The sequence below is a fragment of the Corallococcus silvisoli genome, assembly GCF_009909145.1.
Lineage (GTDB): Bacteria > Myxococcota > Myxococcia > Myxococcales > Myxococcaceae > Corallococcus > Corallococcus silvisoli.
This window is the reverse complement of sequence record NZ_JAAAPJ010000008.1, coordinates 188,631-206,753: the sequence shown is the minus strand read 5'-3', so window position 1 is coordinate 206,753 and position 18,123 is coordinate 188,631. Positions and strand designations below refer to the sequence as shown.

Here is an 18,123-nt window from a genome sequence, read left to right as displayed (position 1 = left end):
AGGAGCCCCCCGCATGGTCATCGACCTCATCCTCCTGGGCATGGTGCTGTTCTTCGGCGTCCTCGGCGCCCTCTCCGGCGCCGCCCGGCAGGTGGCCAACTCGGTGGGGCTCGCGGCGGGCTACTTCGTCTCCCGCAAGCTCGCCCCCATCGCGGGCCCCAAGCTCGCCGTCGCCCTGGGCTCGCCGCTGCTCATCGGCACCCTCTTCGGAACGGTGCTCCTCTTCGTCGTCACGTGGCTCACCGTGCGCTACGCGCTGGGCGCGCTGCTCCTGCGCTTCCTCTCCGGCAAGAACCCGGACGAGCGCGGCGTGGATCGCACCCTGGGCTTCGTGCTCGGCGGCGGCAAGATGGCGGCCCTCTTCTGGGTCTGCCTGAGCGCGCTCACCTTCATGGAGCAGCACGTCATCGTCGCCGGCAAGCGCCTGGGCGTGGCCCCGAAGGACTCCGTCGCCTTCGACCTGTCACGCCGCTTCAACCTCTTCGAGCTGACCCAGTTCGCGCCCCTCCAGGACCTCGTGCGCGTGGCCCAGGCGACTCACGATCCCGCGAAGGCCAAGAAGCTCCAGGACGACCCGGCCTACAAGGCCCTGCGCAAGGATCCGCGCTTCCAGCTCGCGCTCCAGCACCAGGACCTGCAGGACGCCCTGGAGCGCGGCGACACCCGGGCGCTCCTGCGCAACGACGTGGTGCTTCAGCTCATCCAGGACCCGCAGGCGGCGGCACGGCTGGGCGCCGCCGCCCGGGCCTCCGAGCGGCCCGCCCCCGTCAAGCGTTGAGCTCCACGTCGTCCAGGCTCGCGAGCCGCGCCTTCACGAGGCCCGCGTCCACCGTCACCTGACGGTGCCGCCGCTCCGGCGCCTCGAACATGATGTCCGACATCACGTGCTCCAGGATGGAGCGCAGGCCGCGCGCCCCCAGCCCCCGCGCCATGGAGTAGCGCACCACCTCGCGGAGGCCGTCCTCCGGGAACTCCAGCTCGATGTCGTCCAGCGACAGCAGCTCCTTGAACTCGCGGGTGATCGCGTCCGGCGGCTCCCGGAGCACGCTCAGCAGGTCGGACTCCCCCAGCCGCTCCAGTTGCACCATCACCGGCATGCGGCCCAGGAACTCCGCCATCATCCCGAAGTCCACCAGCTGCTTCGGGGAGATGCGCTTCTCCTTGCGCCGGGCCCCCAGCGCGTCCGCGCCAAAGCCCATGGCCCGGCCCCCCTCGTCCCCGAAGTCGTGCAGGTCGCTGAAGGTGCCCGCGCAGATGAAGAGGATGTCGCGCGTGTCCACCTGCACGAAGTCACTTTTGTTCCACGCTTGCGTGACATTCATGGGCACGTGCACCTCGCGCCCCTCCAGCAGCTTCAGGAGCGACTGCTGCACGCCCTCGCCGCCGATGTCGCGGCTGCCCGCGCCGTTGCGCGCCCCCTGCGTGCGGCGGGCGATCTTGTCCACCTCGTCGATGAAGATGATGCCCCGCTGGGTATCCTCCACGGAGTGATTCGCCTTGAAGAGCAGGTCGGACACCATCACCTCCACGTCCTTCCCGTAGTAGCCCGCCTCCGTGTACTCGGTGGCGTCCACGGTGGTGAACGGGACGTGGAGGATCTCCGCCAGGTTGCGCGCGATGTGCGTCTTGCCACTGCCCGTGGGTCCGATGAGCAGGATGTTGGACTTCTTGATGAGGGACTGCCGGCGCATCCGCCGGGCCTGGATGCGCTTGAGGTGGTTGTGGGCGGCGATCGCCACCGCACGCTTCGCGGCGTCCTGCCCGATGACGAAGCGGTCCAGTCGCTCGAAGATCTCCCGCGGGGTCAGTGGGGCTGCCTCTTCCCTGCGTGCGGACGACTCCATGTACCCTCCCCGTGTGTCCACTCAGCCTCCTTGCGCTGCCTAGGTGGAAGGGTAGGAATTGGATGCTGACCGGCCCAGGAGGGCCAGCACCGGGTTTTGGCCCCCGCTTGCCTGCTCGGTCTCCGTTCAGCCGGCTATTGAATGCCCGGGACGTTTCCGATAGTCCGGCCCCCCTCCCGTGTTGATGGGAGTTTCCACGCAGTCGCTAGTCCCTCCGGAGGCAACGAAACAACGATGCCCGCTCCCGCCCCTCAGCACCGCTGGACCCTGGCCGATGCCCATGAGCTGTACGGCATCCGGAACTGGGGCTCGCCCTACTTCGGCATCAACGACAAGGGCCACGTGTGCGTCCATCCGGACGGGCCCGCCGCTCCGAGCATGGACCTCAAGGAGCTGGTGGACGAGGTCCGCCGCCGGGGCATCGGCCTGCCGCTGCTCTTGCGGTTCACGGACGTGCTGCGCCACCGCGTCGTCCACCTGAACAGCGCGTTCAAGAAGGCCATCGCGGATCAAGGCTACAAGGGCCTCTACCGCGGCGTGTATCCCATCAAGGTGAACCAGCACCGCTACGTGGTGGAGACCATCATCGAGGCGGGCAAGGAGCACACCTACGGGCTGGAGGCCGGCAGCAAGCCGGAGCTGCTCGCGGTGATGGCGCTGCTCGACAGCGAGGACGCGCTCGTCATCTGCAACGGCTACAAGGACGAGGAGTACATCGAGACGGCGCTCTTCTATTCGCGCCTGGGCCGCAACGTCATCCTGGTGGTGGAGAAGCCCAGCGAGCTGCCGCTCATCGCGGAGGTGGCGCGCCGCACCGGCATCTCGCCCCGCCTGGGCATGCGCGTGAAGCTGTCCACGCGCGGCGCCGGCAAGTGGGAGGCGTCCGGTGGCGACCGCTCCAAGTTCGGCCTGTCCTCGTCGGAGCTGATGTCCTGCATCGGCTTCATGAAGGACGCGGGGCTCCTGTCCTGCTTCGAGCTCTTGCACTTCCACCTGGGCAGCCAGATCTCCAACATCCGCAACGTGAAGAACGCGCTGCGCGAGGTGGGCTGCTTCTACGTGGAGGTGGCCCGCCAGGGCGCGCCGCTCAAGTACCTGGACGTGGGCGGCGGCCTGGGCGTGGACTACGACGGCTCCCAGACGAACTTCGCCTCCTCCATGAACTACACGACGGAGGAGTACGCCAACGACGTCGTCTTCGGCGTGATGGAGGCGTGCGACCGCGCGGGCGTGCCGCACCCCACGCTCGTCTCCGAGTCCGGCCGCGCCGTCGTCGCGCACCACGCGGTGCTGGTGGTGGACGTGCTGGGCACGAGCGAGTTCGACCCCTCCCAGACGCCCGACAAGGTGGACGACAAGGCGCCCTCCGTGGTGCGCAACCTGTATTCCACCTTCCGCGAGGTGACGAACAAGAACGTCATCGAAGCGTTCCACGACGCGCAGGACGCCAAGGAGGAGAGCCTCCAGCTGTTCTCCCTGGGCCACCTGTCACTGGAGCAGCGCGTGGCGGCGGAGAACCTCTACTGGGCCATCTGCCACAAGATCCTGCGCGTGGCGCGCGAGGCCGGGGAGATTCCGGAGGAGCTGGAGGCGCTGGAGAAGCAGCTGTCGGACACCTACTTCTGCAACTTCTCCGTGTTCCAGTCGCTGCCGGACTCGTGGGCGATTGATCAGCTCTTCCCGATGATGCCCATCCACCGCCTCGCGGAGAAGCCGACCCGGCGCGCGACGCTGGCGGACATCACCTGCGACTCGGACGGGAAGATCGAGCACTTCATCGACAAGCGCGAGGTGAAGGACGCGCTGGAGCTGCACGCGCTCAACAGCGACGACTACTACCTGGGCATCTTCCTGGTGGGCGCGTACCAGGAGATCCTGGGCGACCTGCACAACCTCTTCGGGGACACGCACACGGTGCAGGTGTCGCTGGCCCCGGGCGGCGGCTACCTCATCGACCACGTCGTCGCCGGGGACACCGTGACGGAAGTGCTCAACTACGTGAGCTACAACAAGGACGACCTCGTCGCGAAGCTGCGCCGCTTCACGGAGCTGGCGCTGCGCCAGGGACGCATCACCCTGGACGAGTCGCGCAACCTGCTGCGCGTCTACGAGGACGGCCTGTCCGGCTACACGTACCTGGAGCGCGAGGTGGACGCGACGTTCACCTCCGCCAGCCAGCTGCGCCTGCTGCCCGGGCCGGAGAACGGGACCGCCCGTCCCCCGGTCGCGCCCTCGGGGACCTGAAGGCGCTGACGCTTCACCCCTCCGCCGGGACCGGCAGCTCCTCGCCGGTCTCGACGGAGGTGTCCATGAAGGCGGCCTCCGTCGAGCGCAGCCGCAGGGTCCGCAGCGTGGCCAGCTGCGCCTCGGCGCGCTCGGCCAGGAAGGCGAAGTCGAACCGCGCGAGGCGCGGCTCCTTGCGCGAGAGCGTCTCCAGGCTCCTCCACACGGACATGCGCCCTTGGGCGTCCACGCACAAGCCCTCCAGCTCCACCAGCCGGCTCAGCGGGGAGTAGCGCAGCCAGGAGCCGTTGAGCTTCAGCCGCGCCAGCTTCTCCACCAGCCACGCCCCGCCCACCTTGAGCGGATCCGGCTTCAGCTCCAGCACGGCCAGCACCGCGAGCAGCATGGCGCGGTCCTGCTCCAGCAGCGGCGTGAGCGTGGCCAGGTACTGGCCCACGGCGTTGCTGCGGTTCTCGTGCTCCGTCCGGCGGGCCAGGTCCACCCCCACGGTGGAGGCCAGGAGGTGGTCGTTCAGGTAGCTGCCCAACCGCTTCAGGTTCATGTCGCGCGTCCTCCGACGGAGCCTCGCTGGAGCCTCGCTGGAGCCTCCTAGGGCTCCCGCCAGGGTGGTCACGCGCGGGCGACGGCGCACGGCATCACGGGGGCCTGGAGGGCGGGCGGCCGTCCAAGCCCCCGAGGGGGCGGCTCAGTCCGGATAGCTGAACGACGTCGCCACCTTCACGTCCGGATGGAGGCTGCGCGCCACCGGGCACTCATGGGCGATCTTCTCCAGCGCGGCGCGGTGCTCCTTCGAGAGGCCGGACGGCATCTGGATGGACAGCACCAGCTCGCCAATGCGGCGCGGCGGCGGGGTCATCCGCTTCTCCACCGACGCGCGCACCTCGCCCAGGGTGATGCCGTCGCGGTTGGCCACCAGGTGCATGGTGGTCACCACGCAGGACATGAGCGCCGTGGCCACCAGGTCCGTGGGGGAGAAGCTGCCGCCGGTGCCGCCGTTGTCGCGCGGCGCCTCCGTGGGCAGCGTCGCGCCGGACGGGCCGTGCGTCACCTGCGTCTTCAACTGGGGAGCGCTCACCAGGGACATCACCACACCCGTCGCGGGCTGCTGACTCATCACCGTCTCCTTGGGCAAGGACTGCGTGTCTAGCGGACGTAGCTGTCGTGGGCCTTGGCGTCCTTCTTCTTGGAGGGCTCGGCCTCCTCGACGCTCCAGTCCAGCGTCTTCATCAGCGACTTGCTGCGCTTCTTGACGTCCGCGTCCAGGAACTTCACCGCGTCATCCAGCTTGTCCATCAGGCGCATCGGCTTGCGCTTGTTCTTCGGCTCGCTGAACAGCGCGTGCGTGAGCCACGGGAACACCGCCGTCACGTCGCAGTGCACGTACATGGAGCCCGTCTCCACCGCCTCCACGGACACCTTGCCCCAGGTGTGGCCCTCGCCGGCCGGGCAGCTGGACAGCGCGCCGTTGTCCACCGGGTCCACGCAGAACTGCACGTCGATGTCGAAGCCGGACGTGGGGACGTTGAGGATTTGGTCCAACAGCGGCTCGCCCTGGAGCGTGTAGTTCTTGGGCACGCCGCCGCCCAGGATCCAGATGGCCAGCTTCCCGCTGCCGTTGTGGCGGCAGTAGTGCTGCATCGCGGCCATGGAGAAGACGTCGTCGTTGATGTCCAGCTCGAACTTGAACGCGTCGCCCAGGAGGCGCTTCAGCTTCACGATGTTGAGGAAGATGGAGCCGTCCTGCACCGCGCCCACCCAGATGGGCACCCCGTGCTTGTAGCAGGTGGACAGCAGCGACGGCTGCTTGACGCCCAGCTCCTTCTCGATGCCGTGGATGGCCTTGCCGAGCAGGTAGTGGAACTCCGGCGTGGTCATCTTCTTCTGGAACTCCGGCTGCCGGAGGATGGCGGAGAAGAGGCGGTCGGTGTCCAGCAGCGCCTCCTCCCAGAAGCCCAGGTCGTAGATGCGGATGATGCGCGCCAGGCGGTACTGGAGGTCGCCCGCGTTGGGGTTCACCTCGCGGATGCCGTGGCCGATGATGCGGTGGGCGTCGTGGTAGAGGTTGGCGCCCGTGGTGGTGATGGCGGAGATGATGCCCTTCTCCACCAGGGGAATCAGACAGGACTGGTGCAGACCCGCGGGCGTCATCGCGCCGGACAGCGTGAGGAAGATGGACGCGTCCTGCTGCACGGACTGCTGCATCAGCTCGAACGCGGTGCGCTCCTGCCGGCCCACGTAGGCGCTGAACGCGTGCGCGAGCAGCTCCGCCGGCTTCTCCTTGCCGGTGATGGGACGGGGATCCGCCTTGCGCGCGTTCGCGTAGGCGGCGCGAAGGGAGGACTTCTTCGGGGTCGGGGTCTTGGCCATGGCGCGGCGATCTAACACCGCCTGCCTGCCAAGGGGAGGCCCGCCTTCAGCCCTGCCCCCGCCCAGGTGGCTTCCGGCCGACAGGAACAAACCCCGGGCCGTGCGGATTCACACAGGGCTCGCTCTTCGGGTCCCTTCCCACGGGGACATGGCGTAAGAGTGCCCGCCGCCTCGCCCTCCGGAGGGTCTTCAGCCGTGATCGACCTGCATTCGCACACCACCGCCAGTGACGGCCAGTACCCGCCCGCGACGCTGGTGGCGCGCGCCGCCGCCGCGGGGGTGACGGTGCTGGCGGTGACGGACCACGACACGGTGGCGGGCCTGGCCGAGGCGAAGGCCGCCGCCCTGACGCACGGCGTGGAGCTGGTGCCCGGCATCGAACTGTCCGCCTTCGTGTACGGCAAGGAGGCCCACATCCTGGGCCACTTCCTGCGCCCGGAGGACCCCGACCTCGCGCGCTTCGCGGACCGGCTGCGCGACGAGCGCACCTGGCGCATGGAGGCGATGGTGGCCCGCATGCGCGAGCTGGGCTTCCCGGTGCGCATGGAGCACGTGCGAAGGGTGGCCGGGGACGCGCAGCTGGGACGGCCCCACCTGGCCCGGGTCCTGGTGGATCAGGGCTGGTGCGTGGACATGAAGGCCGCCTTCGACCGCTTCCTGGGCACGGGCCGCGCCGCGTGGGTGGAGCGCTTCAAGCTGGAGGGCGCGGAGGCCATCCGGCTCATCCGCGCCGCGGGCGGCACCGCGACGCTCGCCCACCCGGGCTCCTCGAAGATGGAGCGCGGGGAGATCCAAGCGCTGGCGCGGGCCGGGCTGTCCGGCCTGGAGGTCCTGAGCGCGGACCACAACCCGGCCGTGCGGCAGAAGTACCTGGCGCTCGCGAGCGAGTTCGACCTGGTGCCCACCTTCGGCAGCGACTTCCACGGCGAGGCCGTGGCGCCGGACCACCGCCTGGGCGTCGCGGCCATGCCCCCGGAGCTGTTCCTGAAGCTGCGCGCCCGCGCGCCGTCCAGCGCGGCATGAGGCAGCGCCCAGGCGCCTTCAGGGGCGCGGCTGGGCCTTGAAGCGGCTCGTCACGGCGGTGAGGCCTTCAGCGACGGCCTGGAGGTCCTGCGCGATGCGTGTGGTGCGGCCGGTGGCGTCCACGCCCTGCTTCACCAGGTCCGCCACGTTGCGGGCGCCCTGCACGGCCTGCTCGCTGGACTGACGCTGCTGCCGGGTGGCGATGGTGATCTGCCGCGCCGCCTCGCTGGTGCCTCGCGCCAGCTCCACGATGCGCAGGAAGACGGCGGACGCCTGCTCGGCCACCTCCACTCCCCGGTCGCTGGTGGCCATGCCCACGCGCGCCTTGGACGCGGCCTCCTCGCCGGAGTCCTGCACCTTCTCCACGATGCGGGCGATGTCGCGCGCGGACGCGGACACGTTCTCCGCCAGCTTGCGCATCTCCGCGGCCACCAGCGAGAAGCCCCGGCCCACGTCGCCGGCCTTGGTGCCCTCCAGCGCCGCGTTGAGCGCCAGCAGGTCGCTGCGCTCCGCCACCTGGTTGATGACCTGGGCGATCTTCGAGACCTGCTGCAGGTCCTTGTTCAGCCCGACGATGGCGTCCGCCACGCCCTTGGATTCGGTGCGGATGTCGTTGATGCCGCCCACCACCTGGGCCACCACCGCCATGGCCTCGGCCACCGCGTCGTGGGTGCGCCGCGCGCTGGACTCCACCACCTCCGTGGAGGAGGAGATCTGCTCCGCGGTGCGGCTCAGCTCCTCGAACGTGGCGGCGATCTGCTGCGCGTACGCGGCCTGCTGGCTGATGACGTGCTCCTGATCCGCGGAGGCCCCCATCAGCCCGCGCGACGCGCTGGAGAGCTGTTCGGTGCGCGTCACCAGCTCCATCACCGTGGCGCGCAGCGTGCCCAGCATCTCGTTGAAGGACGTGGCCATCTGCCGCACCTCGCCGGCGGCGGACACGTCCAGCTCGCCCCGGAACACGTCGCCGCGGGCCACCTCCCGCGCCACCTGCGTGACGCGCGAGACCGGGTCCGCGATGGCGCGGCTGATGATCACCGCCAGCCCCAGGCCCAGCACCGCGGCGCCCAGGTAGCCCAGCAGCGAATAGCCCTCCGTCGCCGCCAGCGCGGCCCGCACCTCATGGATGCCGAAGCCCGCCCGGTACACGTGGCCGCCGCTCTCGCAGCGCACCACCACCGCCTCCGACAGGCGCGCCACGGTGCACGTGCCCGGCTCCGGCAGGGGCGGCTGCGTCAACCCGGCCGGCACGCGGCCCCGCAGCTCCACCACCGACCCGTCCGCGCGGGACAGCTCCTGGAACAGCAGCGTGAAGCCGCCGGAGTCCACCTGGGAGAAGACCTCATCGCGCCGCGCGCGGGCGTCCGGAGCGCTGTCCGGCAGCGCGAGCGAGGGGTGGCGCGCCACCAGCGTCCCCAGCGTCATGGCGCGCCCGGCCAGCACCTCCACGCCCGCGGCCCGCTGCCGGGCGGGGAAGTACACCCCGCTGAAGAACACCACCGCGAGGCACGGCAGCAACACCGCGATCGCGACCTGCATCCGCAAGGTCAGCCGGCCCCACATGTCCGTGACTCCCCGGGCGATGATCCGAACAACCCGGTGACGCTAGGCGTGGGCTCCCCCAGCGTCAAACGACCCCGGCCCCGGGGCGGGCGGCCCTCGGCCCCGGGCAGCGGCAGGCGTCCGGGCGGCGATGCCCGGGGGGGTGAGCGCGGTGGATGGGTTCCCCTTTTCGGCCGTCTTCTCAAGGGGTTGGCGAGTCCAGGCCCGGGGCGTTTCCCTTTGACATGGCGCCAGCGGTGTCATTAGGTTCCGCGCCCGATGACTACACCCCTCGCACCGTACCTGCCGCTGGCGGTGGTGCTCCTGCTGGCCGGCGTCCTCGGGATGATCATTCCGCAGGTCACCACCCGGCTGGGCCCCAAGCGCCCGAGCAGCACCAAGTCGGCCCCCTTCGAAGCAGGCTCTGAGTCGAGCGGTCCCGCTCGCCAGCGCTTCGCCGTGAAGTTCTACGTCATCGCGCTGCTCTTCATCGTGTTCGACGTGGAAGCGGTGTTCCTGTACCCCTGGGCGGTGAACTTCCAGGCACTCGGCTGGTTCGGCTACGTGGAGATGCTGGTTTTCGCGTCGACCCTGGTCGTGGGCCTTATCTACGTCTGGAAGAAGGGCGCCCTGGACTGGGAGAGCTGAGACATCATGGCTGACACCGACATCGCTCCGATCATGACCACCCGCCGGGAAGAGGCCACGGGCTTCTTCCAGAAGCTGGTGTCCAAGGGCCTGGGTTGGGCTCGCAAGTACTCGCTCTTCACCTACCCGTACGCCACCGCGTGCTGCGGCATGGAGTACATGTCCGTGGCCGCCAGCCGGCACGACATCTCGCGCTTCGGCGCGGAGTTCCCGCGCTTCTCGCCGCGCCAGGCGGACCTGCTGATGGTGGTGGGCACCATCAACCTGAAGCAGGCCCCCATCCTCAAGCGCGTCTACGAGCAGATGACCGAGCCCAAGTGGGTCGTGTCCTTCGGCGTGTGCGCGTCCTCGGGCGGCTTCTACGACAACTACGCGGTGCTCCAGGGCATCGACCGCATCATCCCGGTGGACGTCTACATCCCCGGCTGCCCGCCGCGCCCCGAGCAGGTGCTCGACGGCCTGATGCTGCTGCAGGACAAGATTGGCAACCAGGTGCACCGGCTGCGTGACACCGGCCAGCCCAACGAGACGGCGGAGCACCACGCCCGCATGCTCTCCGCCGGCAAGTAGTCCCTTCGCCGCCTGCTTCACGAACGGGCCCCGCGCCGCCTCTCTCGAGGCCGGTGACGGGGCCCGCGGCGTTCCAGGGCCTACCAGCGGTGGTACGCGGGGTGCCCTTCCTTCACCGCCACGAAGGTGCCCTTGCAGGTCGCCGTCACCTTGCCGTTCGCGGTGAGGACGCCCTCCACGACGACGCGGTCGCCCTGGATGTCCACGGGCTTCGCGGACAGGTGCAGCGGGCCCAGGGGCGTGGGCCGCTTGAGGACGATGGTGTAGTCGGCGGTGACGGTGCACGGCGGGGTGGTCGCGCCCTGCGCCTTCATCAGGTGGTAGGCCGCGGTCCAGTTGCAGTGGCAGTCCAGCAGCGCGCCGATGATGCCGCCGTTGAGCACGCCGGGGAACGCCTGGTGGTGCTCCTCCGGGGTCCAGTCCGCGACGACGAGCTCACCCTCCACGCGGCTGCGGATGCGCAGTCCCTTCGGGTTGGCCGGGCCACATCCGAAGCAGGCGTTGTGGGGGGCGTATGTTTCCTGGAGGCCGGGGGTTTCGGTCGTCGACATGGCCGGCGACTCTACGTGAAGCGGGCTCCGGCGCGCGCTCCCGTGCGTCATCCAGCCAGTCCGCCAGCGCTCGCGCGTCAGCCCCCGCACACGCCCCCGAGCAGGTCCGCCGCACGCTGCCGTCCGCCTGCGGCCGGTCCACCACCCAGCGCTGCCCATCGAAGGCGCCGGTGTCCTTCTCCCTCAGCACCGCCGCGTCCGCGTCATCGCCCATCTCCACCACGCCGTCCGGGCGCAGGCGGTACGCGTCGAAGGTGCGCGGCGCGCCGGGCCAGTGGCCAGGGTCGAAGACCTCCGGGCTCACGTGCGTGTAGCCCGTCTCCGCGTACAGGGGCGTGAGCGGCCGCGCCTCCCCGCGCAGCAGCGGCGCGAGCGACACCCCGTCCATCTCCGGCAACATGGGCAGGCCCGACAGCTCCAGCAGCGTGGGCCCCACGTCCACCAGCCGCGCCAGCGCCTCCACCTCCGCGGGCACCGGCCCCCGCCCCACGGGCGGCTTCACCGCGAGCAGGATGCGGTTCTCCTCCTCGCCCAGCCGCGCCCCGTGCACGGACGTGGCGCCCGCCAGGTCCGGCCGGTCCGCGTGGAAGCTCTCGCCGTGGTCGGACATCAACACGATGAGCGCGTCGTCGTAGCGCCCGGACTCCCGCAGCGCGTCCAGCAGCGTCCCCACCTGCGCGTCCGCCTGCGCGAGCAGCTCGTCGTAGAGCCCCTCCGCGCCCTCGCGGTTCCAGGAGCCCTTCGCCCCCGGCGTCACCGGCGCGAAGTGCATGCGCAGCCGGCGCTCCAGCGGCTCGGACGCGGACACGAAGCGGCGGTAGAACGGGTACACCGGGTCGCCCGGGAAGTGCGCCGCCGTGGCGTGGAAGGCGAAGAGCAGCGGGCCCGCTCCGGCCTCCGCCACCAGCCCGCCCGCCAGCCGCTTGGCGTACCCCAGGGGATCATGGATGCCGGCCAGCGCCCGGTTGTCGATGAACTCGGGCACCCACGCGGCGCCCAGCGCGTTGTCCGCGAAGAGCCCCAGCGCCCGGTAGCGCAGCTTCTCCAGCGCGAAGTTGAGCGCCCCGCGAGGCGGCTGCCAGCGCGTGGCGAAGCCGGAGGCCGGCCCCTCGAAGTGGAAGCGAGAGCAGTCGGTGGCGAACACCGTGCGCCACCCGGCCTCCGCGAAGCGCTGCGCGAAGGTGGGCGCCAGCACGAGCCGCGCGTCGGACGTGAGCGGGTAGCGCACGCCCGTGCGGTACGGCCAGCGCGCGGTCAGCAGCGAGCGCCAGGCGGGCTCCGTCTGCGCCACCGGCGTGTAGGCCCGCGTGAAGAGCGTGGCGTCCTGGAGGAAGCGGTCCACATGGGGCGCCACCCCGCGCCCCGCCGCGCCCAGCCGGTCCGGCCGGAACGCGTCGATGCCGATGAGCACCACCAACGGCCGCCGGAGGGTCTCCGCCGGAGGACGCACCGTCAGCCCCACCGCGACGACCACGACGCCCACCGTCACCACGGCCCAGCAGAAGCGCTCGGCGCGAGCGGCGACCGGCGCCCTGGAGGAAGCAAGCCAGCGCAGCGCCCGCGCGCCCAGCACCATCAGGTGCGCCGCCACCCAGGCTCCGGCCGCGGCCCGCGCCTGCCAGGGCTCGCCGTGATCCACCAGCCACGCGAGCACCGGGCGCGCCACCGGCAGGTCGTCGAAGAGCGCGGGCCGCGCCAGGGCCCGGTCCCACGCCCAGAACCCCAGCAGCACCGCCCAGTGAAGGAGCACCAGCCCCGCCGCCCCCCACCCGCCCCGCCGCGTCCAGGCCCGGGCCAGCACCGCGGCCCCCAGCCCCAGCAGCGCGCCCGCGACGACATAGACCGTGGCCACGCGCAGGACGACGCCCGGCAGCAACGGCCGCACCGCCGCCGCCAGCGCCGCATAGGGGCCGTCCAGGGGGATGTCCACGCCCACCACGCCCGCCTTGAGCAGCCAGGCCGTCTCGGCCGCGAAGAGCAGCAGCCCCAGCAGGGCGCCCAGCGCCAGGCGCCCCGCACCGGCGCGGAGGAAGGAAGCGACGGACCGCACGGACATGCCTCCACCGTCTACCGCGTCCGGGCATTTCCGTGCCAACTCTGTCTCTCACCGGGCTTCAGGGGAGTCCGGGACGTGCGTGGCGAGCACCTCCGATGCAAGATGGCGACCGGACTGTTCCAGACCGACGCTTCCCTCGGTCCGGGGACCCTCATGACTTCCAGGGCCACGCCCAGCGACACCCTCCAGGAGTCCGTGCGCCGCGCACTCGACGTGGAGCGCCAATCCAACGGCCGGCACCTGGCGTGGGTGCGACTGGGGGCGGTGGCCGTGCTGTTCACCATGGCGGTGTACCTGGGGCGCGGGCGGGGCCTGCGCGACTGGGACGTCTACCTGGGGCCGTTCGCGCTGTACCTCGTCTGCACCACCTGCGTCGCCGTGGCGGTGGCGGCGTCCGCGCGCGTCGCCAGTTGGGCGTCGCTGTCCGTCGCGTTCGTGGACGTGCCGGCCGTCTACTGGCTGCAACACCTGGCGCTGCCGGTGTCCCCGTCCCCGGGCGGCGTGGCCGGCTTCTCGCTGGGGATCTTCGCGGCCCTGGTCCTCCTGTCCGCGCTGAGCCTGCGAAGGCCCGTCACGCTGCTGGTCACCGCCGTCGCCATCCTCGCGGAGACGGAGCTCCAGCGGCAGGCCTCCATCGGAGGAGGGGCCCAGGTGGCCGGCGCGGTGATGCTGGCCATGACGGCCGCGGGCGCGTCCCGGCTCCTCCAGCGCATCCGCCTGCTGTCCGCCGCCGTCACCCACGAGGAGCTCCAGCGCGCGCGCCTGGGCCGCTACTTCTCCCCCGCCGTGGCCGAGCGCCTCCAGGACAAGGACTCCCCCGCCCCGGAGCTGAGGGAGGTCTCCGTGCTGTTCGCGGACGTGCGCGACTTCACCTCCTTGAGCGAACGGCTACCGCCCGAGCAGGTGGTCACGATCCTCAACGAGTACTACGGCCGCATGGTGGAGGTGGTGTTCCGCCACGGCGGAACGCTCGACAAGTTCATCGGGGACGCACTGATGGTGTACTTCGGCGCCCCGCTGCCGGACGCCCTCCATGCGCGGAGCGCCACCCGGTGCGCGCTGGAGATGGTGCGCGAGCTGGAGGCGGTCAACGCGGAGCGCGCCGCCCGGGGCGAGTTCGGCCTGCGCATGGGCGTGGGCGTGCACTCGGGCCCGGTGGTGCTGGGCAACATCGGCTCGCCCTTCCGGCGCCTGGAGTACACCGCCATCGGCGACACGGTGAACCTGGCCAACCGCATCGAGCGGCTGACCAAGGGCTTCGAGGTGCCCGTGCTCGTCTCCCAGGCGACCCGCGAGCGGGCGGGTGCCGCCTTCCGCTGGGCCCCCGCCCCCGTCGCGCTCGTGCCCGGCAAGAGCCAGCCGGTGGTGACCTTCATCCCCCTGCCTGAAGAGGACGCCCCGGCGCGGGGCTCGGACGCGGCGGCCTGAGCTTTCCGCCTACCCGCGACAGGCGGGCAGGGGGTGGGCCGCGACGCGGGCTACTGGACCACCTAAGTGGCCTACACGGTTGAGGGTTTACGTTGACGCCTCACGCGAACGGTCCTTATAAAGCCGCGGTTTCCTCTGTCGTAGATCGAGGCCCCCCTTGAGCATTTTCGCGTTGGACCGGGTCGCCGCCCAGTTTCCCGAGGCGGTCGCGGAGCGCTATGTCGACCGCGCTGGCGGAGCCTGGGCCGTCATCCATGCGGAGTGGCTGCCGAAGGTCGCCACCTTCCTGAAGATGGACCCCGAGCTGGACTTCAAGCTGTTCGGCTCCGCGGACGCCGTGGACCGGCTGCACCTGGCGGAGAGCGATCCGCGGTTCGAGATCGTCTACTTCCTCTACTCGCTCAAGCGGAAGGAGCACGTCCGCCTGAAGGTGCGCGTCACGGAGACCCGTCCGGAGGTCCCCTCCCTCTCCGCCCTGTACCGGGGCGCGAACTGGTGGGAGCGCCTGGCGTTCGACTTCTACGGCATCCGCTTCACGGACCACCCGGACCTGCGCCGCATCCTCCTGTACGACGAGTTCCAGGGCCACCCCCTGCGCAAGGACTACGCGCTGCGCGACCGTCAGCCGCTGATCCCCGAGCGCCCCATCAAGGACATCTTCCGCGGCCCCGGCACCAGCGGCGTCGCCTGACGAGACCTCCCCATGGCCGACAGCCACAACATCGACGCGACGAAGCCGCACAACCCCGACACGGATGGGTTCGCCCACGAGGAGTCGGAGCTCGAATCGCATCTCCAGTCGAAGCACATGGTCATCAACATGGGCCCCTCCCACCCGGCCACGCACGGCACCGTGCGGCTGAGGGTGGAGCTCGAGGGTGAGACCATCGTCAAGATCGATCCGGAGATCGGCTTCCTCCACCGCGGCTTCCAGAAGAGCTGCGAGAACGTCACCTGGACGCAGTGCCTGCCGTACACGGACCGGCTCAACTACCTGTCCGCGATGATGAACAACTTCGGGTTCCTCAACGCCGTGGAGAAGCTCATCGGCCTGGAGATCCCGGAGCGCGCCCAGTACATCCGCGTCATCGGCAGCGAGCTGCACCGGCTCACCGACCACCTGACGTGCGTGGGCGCCACCGGCCTGGAGATGGGCGGCTTCGCGCCGTTCCTCTACGGCATGGAGGCCCGCGAGCTCATCCAGGACCGCGTGACGGAGCTCACCGGCGCGCGCCTCACCACCAGCTTCGGCCGCGTGGGTGGCATCAACCGCGACCTGCCGGAGGGCTGGTCGGAGAAGGTGCTCAAGACGCTGGACCGCACGGAGGAGCTGCTCCAGGAGATGGACGGGCTGCTCACGCGCAACCGCATCTTCGTGGACCGCACCAAGGGCACCGGCATCATCAGCGCCCAGGACGCCATCGACTACGGGTGGACGGGCCCCGCGCTGCGCGCGTGCGGCGTGGACCACGACCTGCGCAAGGCGCACCCGTACTGGGTCTACGAGCGCTTCGACTTCGAGGTCGTGGTGGGCCAGCACGGCGACAACTACGACCGCTACCTCGTGCGCCTGGAGGAGATGCGCCAGTCCATCCGCATCCTGCGCCAGGCCCTGGCCACCATCCCCGCGGGCCCCATCATCGTGGACGACTGGCGCATCGCGCTGCCGCCCAAGCCGGAGGTGTACGGCACCATCGAAGGCGTGATGGCGCACTTCAAGCTGGTGATGGAGGGCATCCAGGTGCCCCCCGGTGAGGTCTATGACGCCACGGAGGCGTCCAACGGCGAGCTGGGCTGGTACCTGGTGAGCGACGGCCGCGGCCGTCCGTACAAGGTCCACGTGCGCGCCCCGGGCTTCCCGGTGCTGGCGGCCCTGCCCCACATCATCCAGGGCAAGATGCTGGCGGACCTCGTTCCCACCTTTGACACCATCAACATGATCGGCGGCGAGGTCGAGCAGTGAGCGACAACGACACGAAGAAGCCCACCGGTGACGCGCAGACGCCCCCCAAGGGCGCCCCCACCGACTCGCCCGCGGCCAAGGTCGGCGCGGAGCCGTCCAACCCGCCCGCCGGCGCGAAGCTGGACACCCCGCCCGCGGCCGCCAGCGGCCCCACCGGCACGCCTCCGCCGAAGCCCGCGGCGCCGGCCGGCGGCCCTCCGCCCAAGCCGCAGCCCAAGAACCCGGGCTTCGTGACGGCGGTCATCGACGGCCGGGAAGTCGTGGTGAAGCCGGGGACGAACATGATCGAGGCGGCCAAGACGGTCGGCTCGGAGATCCCCTACTACTGCTACCACCCGCGCCTCTCCATCGCGGCCAACTGCCGCATCTGCCTCATCGAGGCGTCCAACGCGCCCAAGCTCGTCCCCGCCTGCCAGACGCCCATGGCCGAGGGTCAGGTCATCAAGACCACGACCCCCAAGGTCAAGGAGCAGCAGCGCGCGGTGATGGAGTTCCTGCTGCTCAACCACCCGGTCGACTGCTCCATCTGCGACCAGGCCGGTGAGTGCAAGCTGCAGGACTACTACATGAAGTACGACTACCGGCCGTCCCGGCTGGAGGGCACCAAGGCCCTCAAGCACAAGCGCAAGGTGCTGGGGCCCCGCGTGGTGCTGGACCAGGAGCGCTGCATCATCTGCACGCGCTGCGTCCGCTTCATGAACGAGATCCCGAAGGAGCCGCAGCTGGGCGTCTTCGGCCGCGGGAGCCACGAGCGCATCGACGTGTTCCCGGGCAACGAGCTGGACAGCAACTACTCGCTCAACACCGTGGACGTGTGCCCGGTGGGCGCGCTGCTCAGCCGCGACTTCCGCTTCAAGGCGCGCTCCTGGTTCCTGTCCGCCACGCCGTCCGTCTGCACGGGCTGCTCGCGCGGCTGCAACATCTCCGCGGACTGGATGTCCCAGGACACCTACCGCTACCGCCCGCGCGAGAACGAGGCCATCAACAAGAGCTGGATGTGCGACCAGGGCCGCCTGTCGTACAAGGACCTGAACACGGGACGCGTGCTCGCCGCCCGGGTGGGCCGCGGCCTGCAGGCCCCCGGCACGGTGCAGCCGGTGCTCACGCGCAAGGACGCGGCGGTGGGCGCGGCCAAGGCGCTCAAGCCGCTGGCGGGCTCCAAGCAGCTGGCCGTCCTGGCCTCGCCGCTCGCCTCCAACGAGGACCTGCTCGCGGGCCTGACGTTCGCCAAGACGGTGCTGGGCGCGACGGCGGTGTTCGTGGGCGGCCGGGCGCAGGGCAAGGCCGACCACTACCTGATGACGGCGGACAAGAACCCCAACCGCCAGGGCCTGGCGCTCATCGCCAAGGGCCTGGGGCTGACGCTGCGCACCTTCGACGAGCTCACCCCCGCCATCAACGCGGGCCAGGTGAAGGCGCTCTACGCGGTGGGCACCGAGGTCCCGACGGACGCGGCCGCCTTCGCGGAGGTCGTCGCGAAGCTGGAGGTGTTCGTCGCCCAGGCGCAGAACGACTCCCCCGTCACGGCGCAGGCCACGGTGCTGCTGCCGGCCGCCGCGCACATCGAGGACGAGGGCACCTTCACCCAGCAGGACGGCATCACCCAGCGCTTCCGCAAGGCGTACCCGCCCAAGGGTGACGCGGCGCCGCACTGGAAGTGGGCCACGGAGCTGACGCGCGAATTGGGCGGCGACGCCGCTCACGCCTCCGCGCGCGACGTGTGGCGGGCGCTCTCGGGCCAGGTCTCCGAGTTCGCCGCGTTCAACTGGGACAAGGCCTCTCCGCCGGACCGGGAGAAGCCGGGCATCAATCCGCTGCCGTCGAGTGCCGACGGCCGTCCGCCGGGCTACCGCGAGTTCGGCGCGCCGCGCGTGAGGGGCATCTGAC

At 70.6% G+C, this 18,123-nt stretch carries 16 protein-coding genes; 9 read left to right on the top strand and 7 right to left on the bottom strand.

The window, feature by feature from the left end; genetic code table 11:
- The first annotated feature begins 13 nt into the window (after positions 1-13).
- A complete protein-coding gene (locus GTY96_RS17450; RefSeq protein ID WP_143901798.1) occupies positions 14-778 on the top strand; it encodes a CvpA family protein in 765 nt (254 codons plus the stop codon).
- On the opposite strand, the gene clpX is transcribed toward GTY96_RS17450, so the two are convergent.
- Positions 768-1,844, bottom strand: a complete 1,077-nt coding sequence (gene clpX / locus GTY96_RS17445; protein WP_161665303.1) for an ATP-dependent Clp protease ATP-binding subunit ClpX — start codon at positions 1,842-1,844, stop codon at positions 768-770. The two genes, GTY96_RS17450 and clpX, sit on opposite strands and share 11 nt — an antisense overlap.
- 234 nt (positions 1,845-2,078) lie before the next feature.
- Between clpX and speA the strand changes: the two genes are divergently transcribed.
- The gene (gene speA / locus GTY96_RS17440; protein WP_143901802.1) at positions 2,079-4,088 is read left to right on the top strand and encodes a biosynthetic arginine decarboxylase; all 2,010 of its coding nucleotides are present in this window, start codon (positions 2,079-2,081) and stop codon (positions 4,086-4,088) included.
- 13 nt (positions 4,089-4,101) lie between these two features.
- Here the strand turns inward: speA and GTY96_RS17435 are convergent, their stop codons facing one another.
- The 3 genes from GTY96_RS17435 to GTY96_RS17425 form a co-directional block, all read right to left on the bottom strand.
- Positions 4,102-4,629, bottom strand: coding sequence for a hypothetical protein (locus tag GTY96_RS17435; protein WP_143901804.1), 528 nt, complete (start codon positions 4,627-4,629; stop codon positions 4,102-4,104).
- Between the two features lie 144 nt (positions 4,630-4,773).
- Positions 4,774-5,202, bottom strand: coding sequence for an OsmC family protein (locus GTY96_RS17430; RefSeq protein WP_143901806.1), 429 nt, complete (start codon positions 5,200-5,202; stop codon positions 4,774-4,776).
- 29 nt (positions 5,203-5,231) lie between these two features.
- Positions 5,232-6,455 (bottom strand): deoxyhypusine synthase family protein, encoded by a 1,224-nt coding sequence (locus GTY96_RS17425; RefSeq protein ID WP_143901808.1) that lies wholly within the window; start codon positions 6,453-6,455, stop codon positions 5,232-5,234.
- A gap of 195 nt (positions 6,456-6,650) precedes the next feature.
- Between GTY96_RS17425 and GTY96_RS17420 the strand changes: the two genes are divergently transcribed.
- The gene (locus GTY96_RS17420) at positions 6,651-7,478 is read left to right on the top strand and encodes a PHP domain-containing protein (protein WP_143901810.1); all 828 of its coding nucleotides are present in this window, start codon (positions 6,651-6,653) and stop codon (positions 7,476-7,478) included.
- An 18-nt stretch (positions 7,479-7,496) separates the two neighbouring features.
- Here the strand turns inward: GTY96_RS17420 and GTY96_RS17415 are convergent, their stop codons facing one another.
- The gene (locus tag GTY96_RS17415) at positions 7,497-9,041 is read right to left on the bottom strand and encodes a methyl-accepting chemotaxis protein (protein ID WP_143901812.1); all 1,545 of its coding nucleotides are present in this window, start codon (positions 9,039-9,041) and stop codon (positions 7,497-7,499) included.
- A gap of 258 nt (positions 9,042-9,299) precedes the next feature.
- Between GTY96_RS17415 and GTY96_RS17410 the strand changes: the two genes are divergently transcribed.
- Together GTY96_RS17410 and GTY96_RS17405 are read left to right on the top strand one after the other, a co-directional pair.
- A complete protein-coding gene (locus GTY96_RS17410; protein WP_143901814.1) occupies positions 9,300-9,668 on the top strand; it encodes an NADH-quinone oxidoreductase subunit A in 369 nt (122 codons plus the stop codon).
- A 6-nt stretch (positions 9,669-9,674) separates the two neighbouring features.
- Positions 9,675-10,238, top strand: coding sequence for an NADH-quinone oxidoreductase subunit B (locus GTY96_RS17405; protein WP_143901816.1), 564 nt, complete (start codon positions 9,675-9,677; stop codon positions 10,236-10,238).
- 80 nt (positions 10,239-10,318) lie between these two features.
- Here the strand turns inward: GTY96_RS17405 and GTY96_RS17400 are convergent, their stop codons facing one another.
- Both GTY96_RS17400 and GTY96_RS17395 read right to left on the bottom strand, forming a co-directional pair.
- On the bottom strand, positions 10,319-10,684 hold the full coding sequence (locus GTY96_RS17400; protein ID WP_186001901.1) for a PaaI family thioesterase: 366 nt from the start codon (positions 10,682-10,684) through the stop codon (positions 10,319-10,321).
- On the bottom strand, positions 10,674-12,845 hold the full coding sequence (locus tag GTY96_RS17395) for a sulfatase-like hydrolase/transferase (protein ID WP_161665302.1): 2,172 nt from the start codon (positions 12,843-12,845) through the stop codon (positions 10,674-10,676). The genes GTY96_RS17400 and GTY96_RS17395 overlap by 11 nt, the downstream gene beginning before the upstream one ends.
- Before the next feature lie 153 nt (positions 12,846-12,998).
- Here GTY96_RS17395 and GTY96_RS17390 point away from each other — a divergent pair, with 153 nt between their 5' ends.
- The 4 genes from GTY96_RS17390 to GTY96_RS17375 all read left to right on the top strand — a co-directional run bounded on the left by GTY96_RS17390 (position 12,999) and on the right by GTY96_RS17375 (position 18,122).
- On the top strand, positions 12,999-14,273 hold the full coding sequence (locus GTY96_RS17390) for an adenylate/guanylate cyclase domain-containing protein (RefSeq protein ID WP_161665301.1): 1,275 nt from the start codon (positions 12,999-13,001) through the stop codon (positions 14,271-14,273).
- A gap of 172 nt (positions 14,274-14,445) precedes the next feature.
- Positions 14,446-14,964, top strand: a complete 519-nt coding sequence (locus tag GTY96_RS17385; protein WP_143902189.1) for an NADH-quinone oxidoreductase subunit C — start codon at positions 14,446-14,448, stop codon at positions 14,962-14,964.
- Positions 14,965-14,976: 12 nt separating this feature from the next.
- Positions 14,977-16,236, top strand: coding sequence for an NADH dehydrogenase (quinone) subunit D (gene nuoD, locus GTY96_RS17380; protein ID WP_143901824.1), 1,260 nt, complete (start codon positions 14,977-14,979; stop codon positions 16,234-16,236).
- A complete protein-coding gene (locus GTY96_RS17375) occupies positions 16,233-18,122 on the top strand; it encodes a 2Fe-2S iron-sulfur cluster-binding protein (RefSeq protein ID WP_161665300.1) in 1,890 nt (629 codons plus the stop codon). Before nuoD ends, GTY96_RS17375 begins: the two co-directional genes overlap by 4 nt.
- The last annotated feature ends 1 nt before the right edge of the window (position 18,123 follow it).

Excerpts from the sequence above, each read along its gene's own strand:
- GTY96_RS17450 (WP_143901798.1), top strand. The coding sequence starts at position 14 with ATGGTCATCGACCTCATCCTCCTGGGCATGGTGCTGTTCTTCGGCGTC.
- clpX (WP_161665303.1), bottom strand. The coding sequence starts at position 1,844 with ATGGAGTCGTCCGCACGCAGGGAAGAGGCAGCCCCACTGACCCCGCGG.
- speA (WP_143901802.1), top strand. The coding sequence starts at position 2,079 with ATGCCCGCTCCCGCCCCTCAGCACCGCTGGACCCTGGCCGATGCCCAT.
- GTY96_RS17435 (WP_143901804.1), bottom strand. The coding sequence starts at position 4,629 with ATGAACCTGAAGCGGTTGGGCAGCTACCTGAACGACCACCTCCTGGCC.
- GTY96_RS17430 (WP_143901806.1), bottom strand. The coding sequence starts at position 5,202 with ATGAGTCAGCAGCCCGCGACGGGTGTGGTGATGTCCCTGGTGAGCGCT.
- GTY96_RS17425 (WP_143901808.1), bottom strand. The coding sequence starts at position 6,455 with ATGGCCAAGACCCCGACCCCGAAGAAGTCCTCCCTTCGCGCCGCCTAC.
- GTY96_RS17415 (WP_143901812.1), bottom strand. The coding sequence starts at position 9,041 with ATGTGGGGCCGGCTGACCTTGCGGATGCAGGTCGCGATCGCGGTGTTG.
- GTY96_RS17410 (WP_143901814.1), top strand. The coding sequence starts at position 9,300 with ATGACTACACCCCTCGCACCGTACCTGCCGCTGGCGGTGGTGCTCCTG.
- GTY96_RS17405 (WP_143901816.1), top strand. The coding sequence starts at position 9,675 with ATGGCTGACACCGACATCGCTCCGATCATGACCACCCGCCGGGAAGAG.
- GTY96_RS17395 (WP_161665302.1), bottom strand. The coding sequence starts at position 12,845 with ATGTCCGTGCGGTCCGTCGCTTCCTTCCTCCGCGCCGGTGCGGGGCGC.
- GTY96_RS17390 (WP_161665301.1), top strand. The coding sequence starts at position 12,999 with ATGACTTCCAGGGCCACGCCCAGCGACACCCTCCAGGAGTCCGTGCGC.
- nuoD (WP_143901824.1), top strand. The coding sequence starts at position 14,977 with ATGGCCGACAGCCACAACATCGACGCGACGAAGCCGCACAACCCCGAC.